Consider the following 22046-nt stretch of genomic DNA (forward strand, 5'->3'; position numbering starts at 1 on the left):
AACTCTTCAATTTAAGATTTGTTTGATTTGCTACCCAAGGGTAGCGATGCTCAAAGATTACTTTCAGCAAATATGCATTCGAACCGAAGTTCAAATGTGTACTGCTTTGGTCACTCTTCAAGACTTTGATATTTCTTCTGCCTGCCGAAACAGGCTAGATATCGTCTTGCGAGTGCCCACACAGATTGTCTGATAAATTGTTAAAGAGCGTTCGTTACCTGTTCGCTTGCGGCGAATCTTACGGTAACGCGGGAGGTGCATATTACGCTTTCCCGCTGAAGAGTCAAGGTTTTATTTGGTTTCTTTCGAAGTCAAACTCATCTGTTCTCTTCCTGACCCGGCGAAGTGTGTTTCGTTGTTCCCGGTCAGTGGAGGCGCATTATAGGGAGTTCCTGACAGGCTGCAACCCCTAATTTCAAATAATTTTCCAACCGCGTTTTTTTTAGGCGAAAACCGATTAAATCGCTAGTTTTTTCAGCGTTGGGAAGCCATAGCCCTGTAGAACGGGCAATAAAGCATCAGTTCCTGCATCTAGAGTCAGGCAGTAAGCCACATTATCTTCTTGTGTAGAAATGACATTCTCTTGTGAAGAAATCAGCCAGGCAGTTCTACGGGCAATTGCAGCACCAGAATCCACCATTCGAGTGCCTTCTGGCAATACTTGCGCCAACTCCTCTGCTAATAGAGGGAAATGGGTGCAGCCTAGCACCACCGTATCCGGCGGCTCGCGCATACTTAGCCACGGGTTAAGGATTTTCTTTAGTACGGAGAGGGAGACTTCGCCACCATGCAACTTGGTTTCAGCCAGTTCTACCAGCTCGGATGAACCCAGCAGCTCAATTTTGCAATCAGTGGCAAAACGCGCGATCAAATCCAACGTATAAGAACGGTGAACTGTCGCTCGGGTTGCCAATAATCCAACCACGCCATTGCGGGTTAACCGGGCCGCCGGTTTGATTGCAGGCACCACTCCAACAACAGGGAAAGAGAAGCGCTCACGTAAAGCTGGGAGGGAAACGGTGCTGGCGGTATTACAGGCGATGACGACAATGGCAAGGGGATGTTGTTGCTGAACCGCAGTGACGATCTCTACTACACGCTCGACAATAAACTCTTCGGACTTCTCTCCATAAGGAAAGGCGACGTTATCGAAAGCATATATATAGTGAAGATCCGGCAGAAGCTGCCGAATCTCTTGGTACACAGACAACCCGCCGACGCCGGAATCAAAAATCAGCGCCGTCGGGCGAGGGGCAGTATTAGCCTTAGAAGTTATAGCTTCCAGTGAAGTAGTATTCGCGTCCTGGGGTTTGGTAGCCATAAACCGTCTCATAATCTTTATCAAACAGGTTGGCGATTCTACCACGAACCGTAAGATGAGAGGTGACTGGATATGACACGGCAAGATCCCATAGGCTCACACCACCAAGTTCTACCGTTTCTTCTGGATAAGTGCTGTAGTCTTTGTCATAACGCTGGCCAAGATACTGATAGGTTATAGACCAATCCAAATCAGCAACTTGCCAGTCCAACTGGTATTTGACCTGTTGTTTAGCACGACGAGTCAGAACTTCATTAGTTTCCGCATTGCGTGGATCCAGATATTCTAAAGTGACCTGGTGCGATAATGCGCCGGTATCGAAGGAACCTGTCCATTCAACGCCCTTAATGGTGGCTTTGCCCACATTGTAATAACGAGAGTTTGGGTAAACACCTCTGGTATTAATCAGTTGGTCAATATCATTACGATATGCCGATAAACGCCAATCCAGCAGGCCAGTTACTCCGGTAATCGCGCCTTCCCACTGTTTACTTTCTTCCGGTTTAAGATCCGGATTACCAAATCCTGCAGCATAAAGTTGCCCAAGATTGGGGGCTTTAAATGCCGTTCCATAGGAACCAATCAAACTGTAACCATCAATAAACTCCCAACCGGCACTACTTTGCCATGTGGTATGCCAGCCAAACTGCGAATTATCATCACCACGTATCGCACCTTCCAGAGTCACTGGCCCAACAAATTGCTGCACTGTGCCGTAAATCCCGGTATTACGCTGTTCATACCCCTCAGACAGGTAGTTCGTACCTGGCTCGGTGGTTTGCTTTTGCCAATCTACGCCGCCACCAATATTACCTAGCCCCAGCGCATAGGTATTCGCCCATTGTAGATTGTATTGGGAAATATCATCCAGCGTTGCTGATTTGTCATGACGCCCCAAATCAGGATTATAGTTGTAGTCTTTAGTATGGCTGTAACTACCGGTTAGCTTGGCAACATAATTGCCGCCATTAAATTGCAAGCCAGTATCATATGTGCGGCTAGAAAGCTGACGGGTATCAATGAGTGGTGAGCCAACACTGTAATAACCATCATAGTCACTACGGTTATCAAAACCATATGCCCGGGCAAAACCGGTGAACTCTTCATTAAATTTATGATTCAACCCAACCCATAACATTTTTCCCATATACCCATCACGGTCAGGCTGCTTTGCCGTACCGGTATTGCCATCGGCAACAATGTCGTAGCCTTTGCTGTAATTATAATTACCGGCTACGGTAATAGTCGTATTCTCACCTAATTTCTGCTGAGTTGACCCACCGTAGTTTTGATAGCCGTTTGAACCCATACCGGCGGTTAAGGTGCTACCTAGGGTTTCTCGTTCAGTAATAATGTTAATGACGCCACCAATCGCGTCGGAACCATAAACAGCCGAGCGCGGCCCACGGATATATTCCATGCGCTGCACCAGAGATACGGGGATTTGGCTAAGATCAGACGATCCACTAATTCCAGCCTGATTCAGACGTACACCATCAATAAGAATCAAAACGTGTCGAGATTCAGTCCCGCGAATCAATACCGAACTTAATTGCCCTGGCCCACCATTTTGAGCAATATCGACACCCGGTAGGCGGCGTAGAACATCATTAATGCTTTTGGCCTGCCAACGCTCGATATCATCACGAGTTACCACATCGGTAGAAGCCAATACGGTAGAGATCGGTTGTTTGAAACGGTTTGCTGTGACAACCATGTCATCATTACTGTCCGTGGTGGTGTTGTCTTGCGCCCAGCCAGAAAATGCCGTCAGGGAAAGAGCCGTGAGCAGCGTATATTTTTTAATTGTCATGAAAAAGCATCCAAACTTAATTGGCGGATGCCGCAGAACTATGGCCGGTAGCACGCGACGACCACAAATATTGCGACGTAATACCGGCAGGTTTTCGGGCTTGGGATGTATTGCGTCAACATCTACATTAAAGTGCACACCTTTAATAGATGAAGTAACACAATACCGGGCGATGACTTCCCATCCGTTATGGACAGTGTCTGTAGATAAACTATCGCCGTGACTTCCCCTTACCGCTGCGCGTCAGCTCTGGATTTACACCAGATTCCCTTTTCACTCTCAGTTCGAGGCCGGACGGCAATGCTACGATCAATGCAAATAGATATCTAGACTTCCGTTCATGTAACAAGGAATAAACACGACAAAACTGGACTTCATAATCACTTCCCCTACAATCCCGCAGGAATATCCTTTCTTTTACTGCCAGACGAGACGAAACATGACCCCCGACATCCTGCCTACTGAAAATTACGATCACCAATTGGCGGAAAAAATTGCCTCTCTCAAAGAGATGATGTCGCCGTTCAAGGCACCCGAACCGGAGGTTTTCCGCTCTCCGGCAGAACATTACCGCATGAGAGCCGAGTTTCGCGTTTGGCACGATGAAGACGACCTGTACCACATCATGTTTGATCAGCACACCAAACAACGGATTCGGGTGGAGCAATTCCCCGTTGCCAGCGTACTGATTAACCGTTTGATGAGCGCCCTAATGACCGCTATCCGAGCGCAGCCTATTTTGCGTCGCAAACTATTCCAGATTGACTATCTGTCAACGCGGAGCGGAAAAATCATTGCTTCTTTACTGTATCACCGTCAATTGGACGAAGAATGGCAGCAGCACGCGATTGCACTGCGTGATCAATTACGAACTGAAGGTTTTGATTTACAACTGATTGGCCGCGCCGCTAAAACCAAAATCATGTTAGATAATGATTATGTTGATGAAATTCTGCCTGTGGCCGGTCGCGATATGATTTATCGTCAGGTAGAAAATAGTTTCACCCAACCTAATGCGGCGGTGAACATTCATATGCTGGAATGGGCGCTTGATGTAACCAAAGACGCCAGCGGCGACCTGCTAGAGCTGTATTGCGGTAACGGAAACTTCTCTTTAGCACTGGCGCGAAATTTTGATCGGGTACTGGCTACTGAAATTGCCAAGCCTTCTGTTGCTGCGGCACAGTTTAATATTGCAGCCAATCACATTGATAACGTGCAGATTATCCGCATGTCGGCGGAAGAATTTACTCAAGCGATGCAGGGTGTCAGAGAATTTAACCGCCTGAAAGGCATCGACCTACAGAGTTACCATTGTGAAACTATTTTCGTCGATCCTCCGCGCAGCGGCCTGGATGATGAAACCATCAAGATGGTGCAGGGATACCCGCGTATTCTGTATATCTCCTGTAACCCGGAAACACTGAGCGCTAATCTGGAACAGTTGCAACATACTCATACAATCAGTCGATTGGCGCTATTTGACCAATTCCCTTATACCCACCACATGGAATGCGGCGTGTGGCTGGAGAAACGCGACTAATCGACCCAACAAAAAGGGCAACATCACGTTGCCCTTGCTTATTTCATTTGCCAACTGACCCAATGCTTACTGTGAGTTGTCGTCTCTCGCCGCAGCTTTGCGCGCTTTTAGTCTGAATAAAATCCAGAACACCAAAATCACGCACAAAATAGATGGCAGGAAATTTGAGCCAATTTGCGGATATTCAACCCGAACTATCGCGCTATATAGCAAAATACCCAGCAGGAAGCATGCCGATGCCAGCATTGGTAGCCCCCGAGGCATGACATAGTTCAGATAACGTTGGTGTAAACAGTAAATAGCCAATACCAGAGCCAATATGGGAAATAGAGAAAAAGAAACCAACGAGCTGAACAGCGCAGCAACAGAGCCGTTAACTGAAAATCCGGCAATCAATGCCAATATGAGAGTGCCATTTTCACGGCGAGGTTGTTCCATCATCATCCTTACCTTTATTCAACACGGGATACAGCAAGCTTTTCCTGTTCACGGCGATACCAATAATAAGCGCCTTTGGAAATCATCCGTAACTGCAAGACTAACCGCTCTTCTAACTGTCGCCGTTGTTCAATATCAACGTCCAGAACTTCCGCACCAGCACTGAATACAATTGTGACCATGGCCTCAGCCTGCGCTTCGGTAAAGCTGCGCGGCATATGATGTTCCAACTCCAGATAATCAGCGAGTTCGGCAATAAAGTGCTGAATTTCTCTGGCAACGGCGGCTCGGAATGCGGCCGATGTCCCGGAACGTTCCCGCAGTAGCAGGCGGAATGCATTCGGGTTGTTACCGATAAATTCCATAAATGTTGAGACAGAGGTGCGAATAACGCTGCCACCTTTGGCGATACGCTGGCGAGCTTGGCGCATCAGTTGGCGCAACATCAGACCACTTTCGTCCACCATGGTCAGCCCCAATTCATCAACATCGCGGAAATGGCGGTAAAATGAAGTTGGCGCGATTCCCGCCTCACGAGAAACCTCCCGCAGGCTCAGGCTGGCAAAACTCCGTTCTGCACTCAATTGACTGAACGCCGCTTCGATCAGGGAACGACGCGTTCGCTCTTTTTGTTGTGCTCTGACGCCCATAATCGTACCCAAAAGATATCCATTTTCTTTAGCTAAGCCATATAGTAAGCAATATACCAAACTTTATAGTAACAACGGCTATACAAACGCATCAACTTATCCGCGCACGTATGAATTTACAGTCTCAACGACCGCAAAAAACCTAATGATGATTGGGTTATTAATAGGATGATGTTAATATCTCGTTGTAATTTTGTATAATAATAGGTCTCTCCTACATGCAACAGCACTTCCATTTTGATGCCATTGTCATTGGCTCGGGTCCTGGCGGTGAAGGTGCCGCTATGGGGTTGGTTAAGCAAGGTGCTCGCGTCGCCGTGATTGAACGGTATGACAATGTGGGCGGCGGATGTACCCATTGGGGTACCATTCCTTCCAAAGCCCTGCGCCACGCCGTGAGCCGTATCATTGAATTTAACCAGAACCCTCTTTATAGCGACAACTCTCGGGTTATCAGCTCTTCATTTTCCGATATTTTACGTCATGCTGATCGGGTAATTAACCAGCAAACTCGTATGCGTCAAGGCTTCTATGATCGAAATCATTGCCAGATGTTCTCTGGAGATGCCAGCTTTATCGACGCCAATACCCTCAATGTTCGCTATGCTGATGGCACTTCAGACCAATTGACTGCCAATAATATCGTTATCGCGACCGGTTCCCGTCCTTATCGTCCTGAAAACGTCGATTTTACCCATGAACGTATCTACGACAGCGACACCATTCTGCAACTCAGCCATGAACCACAGCACGTTATAATTTATGGTGCTGGGGTCATTGGCTGTGAATATGCCTCGATCTTCCGGGGACTAAGCGTCAAAGTTGATCTGATCAATACTCGTGACCGCTTGTTGGCATTCCTCGATCAGGAAATGTCCGATGCACTTTCCTATCATTTTTGGAATAACGGCGTGGTTATTCGCCACAACGAAGAATTCGAGAAAATCGAAGGCACTACCGATGGCGTTATTGTACATCTAAAATCAGGGAAAAAAGTTAAAGCTGACTGCTTGCTATATGCCAACGGGCGAACCGGCAATACCAGCGGTTTGGGATTGGAAAATATCGGATTAGAAGCCGATAGCCGAGGCCTGCTGAAAGTTAACAGTATGTACCAGACCGCCTTGCCACACGTTTATGCCGTTGGTGACGTCATTGGTTATCCAAGCCTGGCTTCCGCCGCTTACGATCAGGGACGCATTGCAGCACAGGCGATGATTCAGGGGGAAGCACAGGTTCATTTGATTGATGATATTCCTACCGGGATTTACACCATTCCTGAGATCAGTTCTGTCGGTAAAACCGAACAGGAACTGACAGCGATGAAAGTGCCGTACGAAGTCGGTAGAGCGCAGTTCAAGCATCTGGCGCGAGCGCAGATCGTCGGTATGGATGTCGGTAGCCTGAAAATTCTATTCCACCGTGAAACCAAGCAGATACTGGGTATTCATTGCTTTGGTGAGCGAGCGGCCGAGATCATTCATATCGGCCAAGCGATTATGGAACAGAAAGGTGAAGGCAATACCATTGAGTATTTCGTGAATACCACCTTCAACTATCCGACAATGGCAGAAGCCTATCGCGTCGCAGCGCTCAATGGCTTAAACCGCCTGTTCTAACATTGGGTTCATACGCGCTTGCATGTGCTCGCGTATCGCCTCGGCAAGTTGCTCATAGCGGCTACGCAATGGGGAGCCGGGGCGGTAGACCAAAGCAATGGTGCGCTGAGGAACGGGCTTGTAGCACTCCAGATAACAAACTCCGTCGCGTACTTTTTCCGGCGGAACCGCCAATGATGGCAGCAAGGTGATACCGCTGCCAGCAGCCACCATATTACGCAGAGTTTCTAAACTGGTAGCACGGAAATGCGTGTCTTCATCGGCTCCGGCTTGAAAACAGAAGCCCATCGCCTGATCTCGCAGGCAGTGACCATCTTCCAGCATTAACAATTTTTCGCCTGCTAATTCATGCATTTGTACCCGTTCGCGATTAGCCCACGGATGATCGGTATAAACCGCCAGACTCATCGGTTCATCAAATAGCGGCACTTCAATAAAGGCTTCGGTTTCTTTGACCAGCGCCAGAATCGCACAATCCAGCTTTCCACTGTCCAACTGCGCCAACAGGTTCTGGGTTTGCGCTTCATGCAGATACATTTCCAGCTTTGGAAAAGCCTGGTGCAGCATCGGAATAATTTGTGGTAACAGATAAGGTCCTACGGTCGGTATCAAACCAATGTGCAGCGGTCCTGACATACTTTCGCCCTGCAAACTGGCCATTTCCTTCAGAACCTTCACTTCCCGCAACACTGTTCTGGCTTGATCCACCAGCAACAGACCTGCTTGAGTAAACAATACCTTACGGCTGGTGCGCTCCAATAGCATCACGCCTAGCTCATCTTCCAGTTTACGGATCTGGCCGCTTAATGTCGGCTGGCTGACATGGCAGGAATCCGCCGCCCGTCGAAAATGACGGAATTCGGCTAAAGCCACCAGATACTCGAGATCGCGAATGTTCATCTGCTCCTCACTTTATGATAGTAAATAACGATAGATAAGATAGCAATGAGTGATTAGAACTATCAAGAGATAAAATGAATAATGTAGCCCAAGAAAGAGAGACTCAATCAAAAAAAGAATTTAATTTTATAATTAAGGAGTTACACATGTTTACCCACCAAGAAGGTAAAAAAGTTCCACAGGTCACATTCCATACCCGCCAGGGCGATCAGTGGGTTGACGTAACGACTGATAAACTGTTCAAAGATAAAACCGTTATCGTCTTTTCACTGCCGGGAGCCTTTACCCCAACCTGTTCTTCCAGCCATTTACCACGCTATAACGAGTTATCCAGCGTGTTTAAACAGCATGGCGTAGATAGCATCCTGTGTGTTTCTGTTAATGACACCTTTGTCATGAATGCTTGGAAAGCCGATCAGCACGCCGAGAATATTACGTTCATTCCAGACGGTAACGGTGAATTCACCAAAGGCATGAATATGCTGGTTGAGAAAGCTGATCTTGGCTTTGGCCCTCGCTCATGGCGCTACTCCATGCTGGTTCGTAACGGTGTGGTAGAGAAAATGTTCGTTGAGCCAAATAAGCCGGGCGACCCGTTTGAAGTGTCTGATGCCGACACGATGCTGAAGTATTTAGCTCCCGAATACAAAGTACAGGAATCCGTGTCTATCTTCACCAAACCAGGTTGCCCATTCTGCGCCAAAGCCAAACAAATGCTACAAGATCGTGGCATGCAATACGAAGAAATCGTTCTGGGTAAAGATGCAACGACGGTAAGCCTGCGCGCGGTCAGTGGCCGTTCAACCGTACCACAGGTGTTTATCGGTGGTCGCCATATTGGTGGCAGCGACGATCTGGAAACCTATTTGTCAGCCTGATTACATCAATAAAAAAAGCAATCAACGTGAAGTATTTTGGTAGGCCTCGGCCTACCCTTTTTTTCTGTTAGGAGCGGATATGAAAACCTTAAACGTAGATGTCGCCGTTATTGGTGGCGGCACCGCCGGACTGGGCGCTTATCGTGCCGCCAAACTGTCCACCCCCAACGTGGTCATGATTGAAGGCGGAGAATATGGCACAACCTGCGCTCGCGTAGGCTGTATGCCTTCCAAATTACTGATTGCCGCTGCTGAAGCCGTCCATGCCATTGAGAAAGCACCGGGATTTGGCGTCTATCCGCAGGGAGAAACCGTGATTAACGGACGTGAAGTGATGGATCGCGTTAAACGCGAACGCGACCGTTTCGTCGGCTTCGTATTAGAAGGCGTTGATAGTATTCCGGCAGCAGATAAAACTCAGGGTTATGCCCGTTTTATTGATGACAACACCCTGCAAATTGATGACCACACACGCATTGTGGCGCAAAGAATTGTTATCGCAACTGGTTCGCGTCCAAGCTGGCCGACACCGTGGAATGAGTTGGGTGACCGCCTAATCGTAAACGACGATGTGTTTAACTGGGACGATTTACCCGAATCCGTTGCCGTATTCGGCCCTGGCGTCATCGGTCTTGAACTTGGCCAGGCGCTGCATCGTTTGGGGGTTAAGGTAAAAATGTTTGGTGTCGGCGGTGCCGTTGGTCCGTTAACTGACAGCGTGGTGCGAGAATATGCCGCCAAAACGCTGAGAGAAGAGTTCTATCTCGACCCTGATGTAAAAATCGATCTGATGCAGCGAGAAGGTAATAAAGTCTTTATTCGTTATCAGGGGCTGGATGAGAAACCACAAGAAATTATGGTGGATTACGTGCTGGCCGCCACTGGCCGCCGCCCAAATGTTGACAAGTTAGGCCTAGAAAACACCAATCTGGTGCTCGACGAACGTGGTGTACCCAAAGCCGACCGTTTAACCATGCAAACCAGCGCACCACATATCTTTATCGCCGGTGATGCCAGTAACCAACTGCCTTTACTGCATGAAGCAAGCGATCAGGCGCGAATTGCTGGCGTGAATGCTGGCAGCTTTCCTGAGGTAGTTCCGGGATTACGACGCAGCCCGATTTCCGTGGTATTTTCCGATCCACAAATCGCGATGATTGGTTCCACTTTCCGAGAACTAAGCCAGAAGTTCAGCGTCTGTGGCTGTTTCGATGTCGGTGAAGTTTCCTTTGAAAATCAGGGGCGCTCACGGGTTATGCTGCGTAACAAAGGCATACTGCGGGTTTACGGTGAGCAAGGAACCGGCCGCTTTCTCGGAGCCGAAATGATCGGGCCAGGTGCCGAGCATATTGCACATTTATTGGCATGGGCACATCAACAGCAAATGACGGTCGACCAAATGCTGGATATGCCGTTCTATCATCCGGTGATTGAAGAAGGCTTGCGTACCGCGTTGCGTGACCTGCAATCCAAACTAAAACTGGGTACCGACGAAACCGAACGCTGCCTGCGTTGTCCTGGCGAATAAGTTTCAATCTTTAGCAAAACCGGGTCCAAAGCCCGGTTTTGTTGTTTTCATGATCTGACAAAGCATTATTTTTTGCGTGACGCCTTCCTGAATAATGTTTCCTCCGTTGCCCTGCCGAGAAATTCTCCTCATTGTCCTCTTTACACAGAAAATGACATCACCGACTTGAAGTGATACCAATAACAGTACTACAATGGAGGCGCAATGAAAGGCATGGAAAGCCGGATTGCTCGTATCAAAGCTAACCCGTCGGGCGTAAAATTTATCGAATTAGCAAAAATCTGCACATTCTACTTCGGTCCACCCCGACATGATTCAGGCAGCCATCATATCTACAGTATGCCCTGGCAAGGTGACCCAAGGATTAACATCCAACGTAATAACAATGGAATGGCCAAGTTTTATCAGGTCAAACAGGTTGTCGCTGCGTTGGATAAGTTAGAGGAGATGAACCGTGATTAATATCGAACACTACACCTACCGAATTACCTGGTCAGAGGAAGATGCAGAGTTTATCGGGCTATGTGCCGAGTTCCCCAGTTTGTCATGGTTGGCACCGTCCAGAGTACAAGCCCTAGACGGCATAACGGCGCTGGTCGCCGATGTCTTGGCAGAAATGGGACGAGTCGGAGAAACACCCCCAGAGCCCCTGTCAGAAAAACAGTTCAGTGGAAAACTTGTTCTTCGTATGCCTCCCGACCAACATCGCCGTTTGGCAATCAGCGCAATTGAAGAAGGGATCAGCTTAAATCGTTATTTGTGCTCACGCCTGACCTGTTAATTAGCGAGCCAATTGATGTAGACGCCAGTAAAACAGCACCTTCGTGGGTCAATTAAATATCCAATGACTGGCTCTGCCTCAATCTGTCACTGCCTGCGGTTTTTTTTCTTCATATCAAAATCCAACGGTAATGTGATAACGAACTGCCCGGCGCTCAGTAATTCAGCCGGTGGTTTGGGTAACGGTTGAGCGCGTTTTAGCATCGCCAATGCTTCACTATCCAATAGAGGGCTACCGCTACTACCGGCTAACATCGCGGATAGTACCCGCCCTTCACTATCAATGGAAAACTTGATGATCGCCGTGCCTTTACGTTGTTTATTTCTAACTCCGGGCGGGTAACGCTTAAAATTGGCCAGATGACTTTGCAAAATAGCGATCCAGGTCGCCCGAGTTTGCGAATTATTTAATGAATGGCTATTAATCGGTGCCGCAACGCGCTGCTGTGTTCCAGACAGCGGTGAGCTATTACTCATTGATGCGGTTTGAATCTCCGTTTCTTGGTTTTCTTGCGGTTTTGCGGCCTCTCGCCAGCTGGCTTTAACGTTTTTCTGCGGTTTAATGACCTCTTTTGGCTTTTGCTTTGGTTTTTCTTTAACCACAAGCAAAAGCGCATCAGTCTGTGAGACCTCCGGCAAGGACTCAATAACCTCATTGAACAACTCTGGAGGAGACTCACTGGCAGCCACTGCCAGCTCCTGCTCAACCCCCAGCTGATATTGCTCAAGACTCGGCGTAAACGCTATCTCCGTAGACAGAGAAATCACTACTGAAGTCAGCGAATCCGTAGGCAAAGGGGGAATGGTACGCATAGCCAAAAACCATAGCGCACAGAAATGCAGAGCAAGAGATAATAACCAACTGAACGATAAAAACATGACAGAAGAATTACCGTCCATTGATACGCTACGATTATCCGCAGATAGATTCATCATATTCCTTTATTTTCAATCAATGACATAACTGCCATTGAGTAACCCGCCATTTATTCCTCGGCCAATGCAGCTTGCAGGCGATCTGTGAATGGCTTAAATAAATAGCTCAATAACGAACGTTCACCGGTGCGAACAAATACATCGACAGACATACCTGGCCGTATTTTTTCTATCTGGGTCTGCTGTACTGCATCGATATTTATCGACACGGTTAATGGATAATAAGGCTGTAAACTGTGTCGATTATCCAGCCTGTCCGCACCGACACGCAGAACCGTGCCTGCTAACCGTGGAGAATGGCTCTGGTTAAAGGCAGAAAAGATAAGATCCACGGGTAAACCAACGGCGACTTTATCAATCAGCTCAACGGGTAGTTGTGCCTCAATCAAAAGCGGTTCTCCATTGGGAACAATCTCCATTAGCTGCTGCCCTGAACCGACAACACCACCCACGGTATGCTGGGCAAGTGCGATAATCACACCACTGGCAGGAGCAGAAATTTGCATATTGGCCAGTTCATATTCTGCTACGGTGATATGTTGCCCCAGTTCTCGGCGATTTTGTTGCGCTTTGGCCAGCTGCTCATGAATATCTGCCTGATATTGTTCGTGCTGCTGTGCCAGCCGTTGTTCTGTTTCCTGAATGTGCCTGTGAGTTTCGGCGATATAGCTATTGTCTTGATCAACTTTAGCCAAAAACATAATGGCCTTGCTCTCCATCTCTAATTGCTGACTCGTCGCCACATAACCATTTTGTGCCAGTGCGCGAATGCCTTTCAGTTGCTGCTGAATCAAGTCAGACTGACGCTGATTATTCACACGCTGTATGTGTAAACCGGCAAGCCGCTCATGCAGACGGGCTATTTCTGTCGACAAACGAGTCAATTCGCCTTTCTGGACCTGATGCCGATGATGAAGAAGTTGCTGCTGTAGAGCCATTAGCTCTTCAATGATTGGCTGCCCACGCTGCTTTAATAGCGCCTCTGGGAAGGTAATCAGTGCCGAATTACTTTGTTCAGCAATCAACCGAGCCTCCAGAGATAGTAATGAAAAATACTGCTGTTGCAGGTTATCTCGCTGGCTACGTATCGCAGTATCGTCCAGCGAAATCAGCAATTGTCCCTTTTCGACCCACTCTCCCTCCGTCGTATGCAACTGGGTGATTCGTCCACCTTGTAATGACTGAACGATTTTGCGGTTTTCAGCCACGATAACTATTCCAGGCACTGCAACACCTTTATCTAATGGTGCGAAACTGGCCCAAGCGAAGAAACCGATAAACCCGGTTAATACCAGTAGCCCACCAATATAAAGATAGCGTTCGCTATTAGTTTGCAGTGACGGCCGACCGACTTCTGATAACATCATCTTTTGCCTTTTTCCGTGACTTGGGTTAGTCATTCTGCGATGAGTGACCTGCAGGGGCAACGCGGTAAACCACGGTATTACCCCAGACATTTTTCTTACCCACGTTCTGGATATGTGCTGTTGAAGCCACATTATCTTTAGCGTAAAGACCTGCCAGTACCACTTGAGTCCGATCAAACAACTCCTGTCGTCCATTTTTCAGTAATAGTAAAAAGTCACTGCCAGATAATAACTCTGGTTTATGGGTAATCATGACGATGGTGCAGCCTTGTTGCTTTAACTGGCTAATACTCGCCAAGAGCGCTTTTTCTCCTGCATCATCCAAGCTCGCGTTGGGTTCATCCAACACAATAAGCCGCGGCATACCGTACACTGCCCGCGCCAAAGCGATTCGTTGACACTGCCCACCAGATAATCCCTCACCACCATCACCCAACGGGGTGTTATAACCTTGGGGCAAATGCAGAATCAAATCATGCACATCGGCCATTTTGGCAGCAGCGACAACTTTGGCTGAGTCCACGCAACCAAAACGAGCAATGTTTTCGGCAACAGATCCGCGAAATAACTGCACATCTTGCGGCAAATAACCGATAAACGAGCCTAATAAGGACTTATCCCAGAGAGAGATATCGGCACCATCCAAGCGTATCGACCCACTAAAGGCCGACTTGCTGGCGACCAACAATCTAGCCAGTGTAGATTTACCGCTACCCGATGGCCCAAGAACACCAAGAATCTCACCGGGTTGCAGCGTAAAATCAATAGAGTGCAAAATAGGAATTGCAGTGCCTGGCCGACAAGCGAGCAACTGGGTAACGGTTAGCTGGCCAAGAGGAGCAGGCAATGCCATGCCCGCTTCAGAGGGTGTCTGATTTAGCAGTAAATCGGATAAACGCTGGTAAGCCAAACGGGCATGGCTCCAGTGCTTCCAGACGGCAATCAGCTGATCGATCGGCCCTAACACGCGCCCAATCAAAATTGACCCAGCAATCATCACGCCAGCCGTAATTTCACCCCGAATCACCAATAATGCCCCCAAGCCGAGCATCATTGACTGTAATGTTAAGCGGCTAAATTTAGCCAAGGCACTGATACGGCTACTTGTATCACTGGCGATATTTTGCTGATAAAGATAACGACAATGCTGCGCTAGCCAACGTTCTCGCAGGGCTTTCAACATCCCCATCGCCGCAATAGCATCGGCATTACGCAAGTTGGCGTTTGCTTGTTGTGTTGCTTGCAATGTGACCTCAGCCGCTTCTCTGAGGGGTTTCTTACATGCCCATTGATTAAACCAGGCCAGTAAAACCAAAATACCCGCGCCAGCGGTTGCCAATAAACCCAGCCATGGGTGCAGTAAATAAATCACCAATAGATAGAGCGGGAACCACGGAGCATCAAAAAAAGCAAACAGAGCATTACCGGTAGCAAACTGACGAATTACCGTTAAATCATTTAACGCTTGTGCTGCCTGGATTTTATTTCCCTGCAAAGTCGATTCAAATGCTGCGTTGAACACCCGTTGATTAAGCTGCATATCTGTCTTGGTACCCAAACGGATGACAACAGCGCTGCGCACCCATTCCAGTAAACCAATGAAAGCAAAAGCCCCCAAAACCAGGAGAGTGAGCATGAGTAAGGTCATGGTATTCGTTGAAGCTAATACACGTTCATAGACCTGCAACATATAAATTGCAGGCGTCAACATCAGTAGATTAATAATTGCGGTAAATATACCAATCCCCCAGAGACTGGGTTTATCATAGGTTAATAGCGTTAATATTGTTGGCGATGTCGATAATCGGGAAATGTTCGCAGATTGCATGGGCTCGTTTCCACACTGAAGATTATTGCCAAAGGAACAAGCCTTACTCGTTGCCACGCTTCGGCAGCGACCAGTAAAATCACCACCACACCCGGTGTTCCTATTGATGCAGTGGTGAACTTTCTATGCGGCTAAGGCCTTATTTTTTAATTGATGTTCTATCAGGCGACCAATAACATCTCGCTATTATCCGCGACACCGATGGTTTCAACTATTGGCATATCGCCCATCACGTCGCTGGAATCATACTGAGTGGCAATAGACAGGTCTTTGAAAGCGGTATCCACATCAATGCCTTTCGCTTTAAGTATTTCCAGCATCGGATCGGGATTTCCTCTCATTAAACCATGCGTTATCTTGTGCATATTACCCTGATGGTTTTGCTCCATAGTGAGTTCATCATCATAGCTACCAGTGATATGAAGCCCACTAAAACTCACTTCAGCCGGGGTCAAATACCAGCTGCCACTTTGGTCTTGATGCAGGCTCTCGCCAAACTGTATGCTATCCATCTGCCCATAGAAGGTGTGCTTAGGAAAGTATGAGTAATGCAGAGTACCGTCTATAATCATGGCAGAACTACTCCCATGCGAACTGCTAATGGAATATTGAGTGCCATTATATTGATCGTCACCACCGAAAAACTGACCACGATCTTTCACCGCAGCCTGATCAATATTGCCAAATGTCGTTGCCCATTTATTCATATAAGATGAAATAGTATAATCGGAAAATTCATTTTGATATTTGATTGTCACATTCATAAATAACATCCTTTTAGTTAATGAAAGATAACTTAGACATAATTACTTTCTTAATCATGTCTACCAACAGATAATTTACTTACCTGAAGACTTTAAAATTTGTATTCAAAGCCCCCCTGGATAGTGCGACCACGGCTGGCAGAAAATGAAAGAGAATCACCATAATTAACCAAATAAGCACGATTGTTGATGTTTTCTATAGAACCACGCAATGTAAAGTTATTTGTTAATTTATAGCTGGCATATAAATCAAATATTGTGTATTTCGGCCAGTCCGCAACATAGCTTGTACCTGGGTAGCCAGCACTATTAAGGACAGACAAATCTTGATACCCACGGTTATAACGGATCACGGTACCAAAATCTAACAGTTTATTTAATGCTCGTCCGCCGAGGGTTAAACTGCCACGATCACCGGGTAAATAAGCCGATGAACCGAATATCTCCCCATGACTACATACAACCCGGTGATCTTGCCAACGTTGTTCAACGGTATATATACCCTTAGCTCTTGAATATCCCACTGCTTGTACCCCTCCCAACCAGGCCGGCTTAGAACAACTATCATTATGACCCAGCATTCGGGTATAACTCAGATTGGTATAAAATAAACCGGCGTCATAACTTAGCTGATATTCGAATCCACGAAAGCGGCTCTTTAATAGATTATTACCAAAGGCGGCATAGGCAAAAGAACTGCGGCCCAGTTTGGGTAATTGTTTACCCAATTCAAGATTAATATAATTAGTCACTCGAGTATCAAAGTAAGCCATTTTAGCGGCAAATTTATCCCCGTTAACTAATAGGTCTGATTGCTGAATATTGAATCCCGCCTCCCAGGTTCGGGAGCGTTCGATTGCCAGTCTAGGATTGGGGAAAAACCGCCCTGAGCCGTGAGCGCTGCCCGTGGCCAAGGCTTCCGTAATACCCGGTGGCCGCCATGATTTACCGTAATTACCGAAAAATTCCAGCCATTGCACTCCGGGCTTAATCCCCATGGCTACCGTCGGTAAGAGTTGCTGTTCATGGCGATCAACATCCCACGTCATGATTAGCCGTTGACGAACGCAAGGGTCGATGGGGTTATAACCTAGTTTGTAATAATTCGCTGGTCGCTTGCAAGGATTATCAATGGTGTGGGGAAGGTGCCAGGTGGGTAGCCAAGTATGCCCTTGTAAATGGGACTTATCGAAACGCAGCCCACCATCCAGCCGCAACCAGTTGTCATAGTGATAATCGAGCTGGGTAAAGACGCTGGTCAGGCTACGCTTACCTTCCGGGGTCACACCGACCATTGAGTCTTTGGTTGAGTGGCCACTGGAACGGTCGCTAAACCAGTCAATACCGTATTTAAAGCTGAGTAAGTGGTTATCGGGTAAGTTTAGTAACTGAGTATTTTGCCACTGTAGACCACGGGTGGTTAAACGAGTACGGGTGAAGTATTTATCACAGCGTACCCAGTCAGAGCAAAGGGTATTGGTTCTATCATCAGTATCAACGTAATAGGCCTTCGCCATGATATCCAACCAAGATAGATGCCCCGGTTGCAACTGATAGTCTAGAGCTATATTTCTGGTCATAACATCACTTATGCTGCTGGTTCTCCAGCCGACTCCGCTCTTGTTAGGTGCGTTTTTTACGGAAACAAGGAAACCGCCGTTGGGGCTGTAGGCTTGAGTTTGCAGGTAACTGGCGACCAAACGTTGCTCGGCTGGCAGGTTCCAACCCACTTTCGCGAGCCGCGTATGCATTTTATAGCCGGAATTCAGCACCTGCATATGTTTCAGCTCTTCACCAACAGCGTTTTTTTTCCAGGACTTATACCCAAAACGTACCCCAGCCAGATCGCCAATATTGCCCGGCCAGTAATCACCAAAATTACGCTCGCTTGCGGCCAGCAGTAAATCACCGGTTTCATTACCGAGAGCCAGCACCCCACCGCCAATAAAGTAGGTTCCATTATCACCGGTCATGGCTCGCAGCCTGCCACCAATCTCTTTTCCCGGTTCAAGAAAATCTTCTGCATTAATGGTATTAAATGTTGTGATACCACCAATAACTCCGCCGCTGCCAATACCATTGGTCGACCCTTTTTCAATCACAACAGTGCTGAGAATTTCAGGATCAATAAACATCACGCCATTGCGCCCGCCATGACCACTTTTCGTAAAATTTTGCCGCATACCGTCAATATTCATATTGATGCGGCTAAAATCCTGAATACCACGAATATTGACCGACAGCGCGGGATCCTGTTGATCCACAGCGGAATACACACCAGAAGTTTGTTCTAATATATCAGCGGCATGTCTGGCAGGCCGGTTATCTAATTGTTCTTTAGTTATTTCACTAATCGATCGCGGCTCGTCATATATCCAATCACTAGAATGCTCGTTACTGCTCCCTTCTATTTTTATCGTTTCTAATTCAACATCATTTTTATTGCTTTTGGGATGTATGGGGTTATTAACAAATTGATTAGAGTAACCTTTAATACTAATCAATGAAAAAAGCCAAAAAAAAGTTATATTTATTAACCTCTTAAAGTTTATTCTCTTTACATAAATATTATTCATATTTTAACTTCATCCTTTAAAAATGATGCTGACAATTGATTGGGTTATTGCACAAAATCAATCATCAAAAATAAAGCGTAACGGCAACGCTTTATTTTTATTCCAACAAGTGAGAATGATAATCATAATCACTTAGTGGGGTAAACTCAACTTTTCACAGGATGAAATGAAGAATAATGAGTGAGAATAACGAATAATATGATTAATTCGGCCATAGGTGTAAAAGCTGAAATATTAGCTGATCGGATAATCCTAATTTATTACATTCAGGCAACACTGAAGTAGAGCTAATATCTAACTCATTATCTAGAAAGGGAATTCTTCATGATAAAGCGGATGGCAGAAATGCCACCCGCGACGCGGAGGGAATCAATTAAAACAGACGTGCTTTGGCCTCAGCAATGGCTAGTGCCACTTGTTCCGGTGATACGCCACCTTTCGCGACACGTTTATCCAGACAAGATTGCAGAGAAAGAATCGGGTATACATCATCGTTGATCATTGCACTGAATTTTTGCAGTTCGTGTAAAGATAAACCTTCCAGCGCCTTACCCTGACGAATAGCTTCCACGACGACCTCACCCACAATATGATGTGCTTCACGGAAAGGTACACCTTTGGCCACCAGATAATCGGCCAGTTCGGTTGCGTTGGCGTACCCCTGCTCGGCAGCCTCTTTACAACGTGGGCGCTTGACCTGAATACCTTCTAATACCAATTCTGCCATATGCAAGCAATCTAGCCAGGTATCCAGGGCATCGAATAGCCCTTCTTTATCTTCCTGCATGTCTTTGTTGTAAGCCAAAGGCAAGCCTTTTAGCGTCATCATCATACCGGTCAACGCGCCTTGAACACGGCCACATTTACCACGAATCAATTCCAATGCATCCGGATTTTTTTTCTGTGGCATCAGGGAGGAACCTGAAGTGACGCGGTCAGACAAATCAACAAAAGCAGCTTCACCACTGTTGAAGAAAATCAAATCTTCGGCAAAGCGGGAAAGATGAACCATGCCGATGCTGGCATTCGAAAGCAGTTCCAGCACATGATCACGGTCGGAAACACTATCCAGGCTATTACGGGTCGCAGAAGCAAAGCCCAACCAGCCGGCAAGCTGCTCACGATCGATAGCGTAGGCCGTTCCCGCCAATGCGCCACTGCCCAACGGACTGACGTCGAGGCGTTTTAAGCTATCCTGCAAACGACTTTCATCACGGGACAACATTTCGCTGTAAGCCAGACACCAATGGGCAAAAGTCACCGGTTGAGCACGCTGTAAATGGGTATAACCCGGCATCACAGCATCCTGATTCGCTTCCGCAGTGATCACCAACGCCTGCTGCAATTGGCGAACCGCTGTGAGCAACTCAGTCACCTGGAATTTGCACCATAGCTTCAAATCGGTGGCAACCTGATCGTTACGGCTGCGTCCGGTATGCAGTTTTTTACCCAAGTCACCGACTTTGGCAATCAACTGGGTTTCTACCCAGCTATGAATATCTTCTGCATCGCTGTTCAGAATGGCTTGTGGGTCGGTCTGAACCTCTGCCAGTAAGAGTGTCAGTGCATCTTCGAGTCGTAACTGCTCTTCTGCACTTAAAACCCCCACAGTAACCAGCGCTTTTGACCAGGCAACCGAGCCAATAATATCCTGTTCTGCCAGCCGGTAATCAAACCGCAGGGAATCATTAAATTGCTTAAACCGCTGATCTGCCGCCTGACTGAACCGTCCGCCCCACAATGCCATAATCTTGATTTCCTTCAACCGGATAAAACAATAATGATAATAAATCGAGCCAGATGGGCGCAGACTAAGCCGCACCCGACAAATCACAACATTACTTCTTTGCGTTCAACGCACGGATACGGGAAGACAGTGAGAACAGACGGATAAAGCCGCCCGCATGGCTATGATCGTAAACCTCATCTTCACCGAAAGTCGCAAACTCTTCGGAATACAGACTGTTAGGCGAAGTTTTCTGAATTGCCGTCACCTGACCTTTGTAGAGTTTCAACACCACTTCGCCGTTAACTTCCTGAGCCAACGATTCAGCCGCAGCTTGCAGTGACTGGCGTAATGGCGCGAACCAGCGACCATCGTAAACCACATAGGACATTTCCAGACCCAACTGCTCACGCCATTTGAAGCTATCGCGATCCAGAACCAATTGCTCAACACCACGCAGCGCAGCCATCATGATGGTGCCGCCTGGGGTTTCGTAGCAACCACGGGATTTAATGCCAACCAGACGGTTTTCAACGATATCAATACGACCAATCCCGTGTTTGGCACCCAGTGTGTTCAACGTATCCAGACACTGGAACGGACTCATGGTTTTGCCATTTACGGCAACCACTTTGCCTTTTTCAACGGTAACGGTAACCTGTTCAGCTTTGTCTGGCGCGTCTTCAGGAGCCACAGTCCAAACCCAGCAATCTTTGTTCGCCGCATTGGCTGGGCTTTCCAGCACGCCGCCTTCCGTGGAGATATGCCATGCATTCTCATCACGACTGTAGATTTTTTCCAATGAAGCCGTAGTCGGAATATCACGCTCTTTCAGGTAATCCAGCAATGCTTCACGGGAACGCAGATCCCACTCACGCCAAGGGGCGACCACTTTCAATTGTGGTGCCAACGCGGTGTAAGTGCTTTCGAAACGCACCTGATCATTACCTTTACCGGTTGCACCGTGCGCGACAGCATCAGCACCCAGCTTCAGCGCCAGTTCAACCTGTGCTTTAGCGATCAACGGACGCGCCATTGACGTTCCCAGCAGGTAAGTACCTTCGTACAATGCACCGGTTTGCAACACCGGATACACGTAATCTTTGATAAATTCTTCACGCAGGTCAGCCACGTAACAGGCTGAGGCACCAGTACGCAGCGCTTTTTGTTCAATCCCTTCCAGATCGGCACGTTCTTGCCCAATATCAGCCACAAACGCGATCACTTCGCAGTTATCGTAGTTTTCTTTCAGCCACGGAATGATCGCTGAAGTGTCTAAGCCGCCGGAGTAAGCCAGAACAATTTTGCTGATGCCTTTAGTTTGCATTTTAATTTCCTTGAATCTCAATTCGGATGAAACAATAGAAGAATCTGTAATG

Annotated in this window: 18 protein-coding genes and 1 riboswitch; of the genes, 6 read left to right on the top strand and 12 right to left on the bottom strand. The window is 47.3% G+C overall.

Annotated features, from left to right (window positions below; translation table 11 throughout):
* Nucleotides 1-457: 457 nt before the first annotated feature.
* Both murI and btuB read right to left on the bottom strand, forming a co-directional pair.
* Nucleotides 458-1321, bottom strand: a complete 864-nt coding sequence (gene murI / locus DJ39_RS01715; protein WP_038244650.1) for a glutamate racemase — start codon at nt 1319-1321, stop codon at nt 458-460.
* Nucleotides 1266-3134 (bottom strand): TonB-dependent vitamin B12 receptor BtuB, encoded by a 1869-nt coding sequence (btuB, locus tag DJ39_RS01720; protein ID WP_004719473.1) that lies wholly within the window; start codon nt 3132-3134, stop codon nt 1266-1268. The genes murI and btuB overlap by 56 nt, the downstream gene beginning before the upstream one ends.
* A gap of 68 nt (nt 3135-3202) precedes the next feature.
* Nucleotides 3203-3444: riboswitch (cobalamin riboswitch) on the bottom strand.
* A gap of 129 nt (nt 3445-3573) precedes the next feature.
* Here btuB and trmA point away from each other — a divergent pair.
* The gene (trmA, locus tag DJ39_RS01725; RefSeq protein ID WP_004719475.1) at nt 3574-4677 is read left to right on the top strand and encodes a tRNA (uridine(54)-C5)-methyltransferase TrmA; all 1104 of its coding nucleotides are present in this window, start codon (nt 3574-3576) and stop codon (nt 4675-4677) included.
* 66 nt (nt 4678-4743) lie between these two features.
* Here trmA and DJ39_RS01730 read toward each other — a convergent pair whose 3' ends face one another.
* Both DJ39_RS01730 and fabR read right to left on the bottom strand, forming a co-directional pair.
* Complete coding sequence (locus tag DJ39_RS01730; RefSeq protein ID WP_072089266.1) at nt 4744-5115, bottom strand: YijD family membrane protein; 372 nt, start codon at nt 5113-5115, stop codon at nt 4744-4746.
* A 14-nt stretch (nt 5116-5129) separates the two neighbouring features.
* Nucleotides 5130-5765, bottom strand: coding sequence for an HTH-type transcriptional repressor FabR (gene fabR / locus DJ39_RS01735; RefSeq protein ID WP_004719479.1), 636 nt, complete (start codon nt 5763-5765; stop codon nt 5130-5132).
* A gap of 218 nt (nt 5766-5983) precedes the next feature.
* Here fabR and sthA point away from each other — a divergent pair, with 218 nt between their 5' ends.
* On the top strand, nt 5984-7384 hold the full coding sequence (gene sthA / locus DJ39_RS01740; protein ID WP_004719482.1) for a Si-specific NAD(P)(+) transhydrogenase: 1401 nt from the start codon (nt 5984-5986) through the stop codon (nt 7382-7384).
* Here the strand turns inward: sthA and oxyR are convergent.
* Nucleotides 7367-8284 (bottom strand): DNA-binding transcriptional regulator OxyR, encoded by a 918-nt coding sequence (oxyR, locus tag DJ39_RS01745; RefSeq protein ID WP_038244660.1) that lies wholly within the window; start codon nt 8282-8284, stop codon nt 7367-7369. The two genes, sthA and oxyR, sit on opposite strands and share 18 nt — an antisense overlap.
* Before the next feature lie 146 nt (nt 8285-8430).
* On the opposite strand from oxyR, the gene DJ39_RS01750 reads away from it, so the two are divergent.
* From DJ39_RS01750 to DJ39_RS01765, 4 genes are all read left to right on the top strand, one after another.
* Nucleotides 8431-9162 carry a glutathione peroxidase gene (locus DJ39_RS01750; RefSeq protein ID WP_004719483.1) on the top strand — a complete coding sequence of 244 codons (732 nt, stop codon included), beginning with the start codon at nt 8431-8433 and terminating at the stop codon, nt 9160-9162.
* Between the two features lie 79 nt (nt 9163-9241).
* Nucleotides 9242-10690: a dihydrolipoyl dehydrogenase gene (locus DJ39_RS01755; protein ID WP_004719485.1), complete on the top strand. Its 1449-nt coding sequence runs from the start codon at nt 9242-9244 to the stop codon at nt 10688-10690.
* 204 nt (nt 10691-10894) lie between these two features.
* The gene (locus DJ39_RS01760) at nt 10895-11152 is read left to right on the top strand and encodes a hypothetical protein (protein ID WP_004719488.1); all 258 of its coding nucleotides are present in this window, start codon (nt 10895-10897) and stop codon (nt 11150-11152) included.
* On the top strand, nt 11145-11471 hold the full coding sequence (locus tag DJ39_RS01765) for a type II toxin-antitoxin system HicB family antitoxin (protein WP_038244665.1): 327 nt from the start codon (nt 11145-11147) through the stop codon (nt 11469-11471). Before DJ39_RS01760 ends, DJ39_RS01765 begins: the two co-directional genes overlap by 8 nt.
* Before the next feature lie 86 nt (nt 11472-11557).
* On the opposite strand, the gene tolA is transcribed toward DJ39_RS01765, so the two are convergent.
* The 7 genes from tolA to DJ39_RS01800 all read right to left on the bottom strand — a co-directional run bounded on the left by tolA (nt 11558) and on the right by DJ39_RS01800 (nt 21994).
* Nucleotides 11558-12406: a cell envelope integrity protein TolA gene (tolA, locus tag DJ39_RS01770; RefSeq protein WP_004719489.1), complete on the bottom strand. Its 849-nt coding sequence runs from the start codon at nt 12404-12406 to the stop codon at nt 11558-11560.
* A 50-nt stretch (nt 12407-12456) separates the two neighbouring features.
* Nucleotides 12457-13770, bottom strand: a complete 1314-nt coding sequence (locus DJ39_RS01775; protein ID WP_370272843.1) for an HlyD family type I secretion periplasmic adaptor subunit — start codon at nt 13768-13770, stop codon at nt 12457-12459.
* A gap of 28 nt (nt 13771-13798) precedes the next feature.
* Entirely contained in the window at nt 13799-15601 is a 1803-nt protein-coding gene (locus tag DJ39_RS01780; protein ID WP_004719492.1) for a type I secretion system permease/ATPase, read from the bottom strand.
* Between the two features lie 161 nt (nt 15602-15762).
* Nucleotides 15763-16365, bottom strand: coding sequence for a heme acquisition protein HasA (locus DJ39_RS01785; RefSeq protein ID WP_038244668.1), 603 nt, complete (start codon nt 16363-16365; stop codon nt 15763-15765).
* A gap of 92 nt (nt 16366-16457) precedes the next feature.
* Complete coding sequence (locus DJ39_RS01790; RefSeq protein ID WP_038251117.1) at nt 16458-18941, bottom strand: TonB-dependent hemoglobin/transferrin/lactoferrin family receptor; 2484 nt, start codon at nt 18939-18941, stop codon at nt 16458-16460.
* A gap of 373 nt (nt 18942-19314) precedes the next feature.
* Nucleotides 19315-20688: an argininosuccinate lyase gene (argH, locus tag DJ39_RS01795; RefSeq protein ID WP_038244674.1), complete on the bottom strand. Its 1374-nt coding sequence runs from the start codon at nt 20686-20688 to the stop codon at nt 19315-19317.
* 91 nt (nt 20689-20779) lie between these two features.
* Nucleotides 20780-21994, bottom strand: a complete 1215-nt coding sequence (locus tag DJ39_RS01800) for an argininosuccinate synthase (protein WP_004719502.1) — start codon at nt 21992-21994, stop codon at nt 20780-20782.
* Nucleotides 21995-22046 lie beyond the last annotated feature (52 nt).

Source organism: Yersinia ruckeri ATCC 29473, assembly GCF_000754815.1.
GTDB lineage: Bacteria > Pseudomonadota > Gammaproteobacteria > Enterobacterales > Enterobacteriaceae > Yersinia > Yersinia ruckeri.

Coding starts and splice junctions, on each gene's coding strand:
- argH (WP_038244674.1), bottom strand. CDS start 20,688: ATGGCATTGTGGGGCGGACGGTTCAGTCAGGCGGCAGATCAGCGGTTT.
- oxyR (WP_038244660.1), bottom strand. CDS start 8,284: ATGAACATTCGCGATCTCGAGTATCTGGTGGCTTTAGCCGAATTCCGT.
- DJ39_RS01760 (WP_004719488.1), top strand. CDS start 10,895: ATGAAAGGCATGGAAAGCCGGATTGCTCGTATCAAAGCTAACCCGTCG.
- tolA (WP_004719489.1), bottom strand. CDS start 12,406: ATGATGAATCTATCTGCGGATAATCGTAGCGTATCAATGGACGGTAAT.
- murI (WP_038244650.1), bottom strand. CDS start 1,321: ATGGCTACCAAACCCCAGGACGCGAATACTACTTCACTGGAAGCTATA.
- DJ39_RS01800 (WP_004719502.1), bottom strand. CDS start 21,994: ATGCAAACTAAAGGCATCAGCAAAATTGTTCTGGCTTACTCCGGCGGC.
- DJ39_RS01780 (WP_004719492.1), bottom strand. CDS start 15,601: ATGCAATCTGCGAACATTTCCCGATTATCGACATCGCCAACAATATTA.
- fabR (WP_004719479.1), bottom strand. CDS start 5,765: ATGGGCGTCAGAGCACAACAAAAAGAGCGAACGCGTCGTTCCCTGATC.
- DJ39_RS01785 (WP_038244668.1), bottom strand. CDS start 16,365: ATGAATGTGACAATCAAATATCAAAATGAATTTTCCGATTATACTATT.
- DJ39_RS01750 (WP_004719483.1), top strand. CDS start 8,431: ATGTTTACCCACCAAGAAGGTAAAAAAGTTCCACAGGTCACATTCCAT.
- sthA (WP_004719482.1), top strand. CDS start 5,984: ATGCAACAGCACTTCCATTTTGATGCCATTGTCATTGGCTCGGGTCCT.
- DJ39_RS01775 (WP_370272843.1), bottom strand. CDS start 13,770: ATGTTATCAGAAGTCGGTCGGCCGTCACTGCAAACTAATAGCGAACGC.
- DJ39_RS01755 (WP_004719485.1), top strand. CDS start 9,242: ATGAAAACCTTAAACGTAGATGTCGCCGTTATTGGTGGCGGCACCGCC.
- trmA (WP_004719475.1), top strand. CDS start 3,574: ATGACCCCCGACATCCTGCCTACTGAAAATTACGATCACCAATTGGCG.
- DJ39_RS01790 (WP_038251117.1), bottom strand. CDS start 18,941: ATGAATAATATTTATGTAAAGAGAATAAACTTTAAGAGGTTAATAAAT.
- btuB (WP_004719473.1), bottom strand. CDS start 3,134: ATGACAATTAAAAAATATACGCTGCTCACGGCTCTTTCCCTGACGGCA.
- DJ39_RS01730 (WP_072089266.1), bottom strand. CDS start 5,115: ATGGAACAACCTCGCCGTGAAAATGGCACTCTCATATTGGCATTGATT.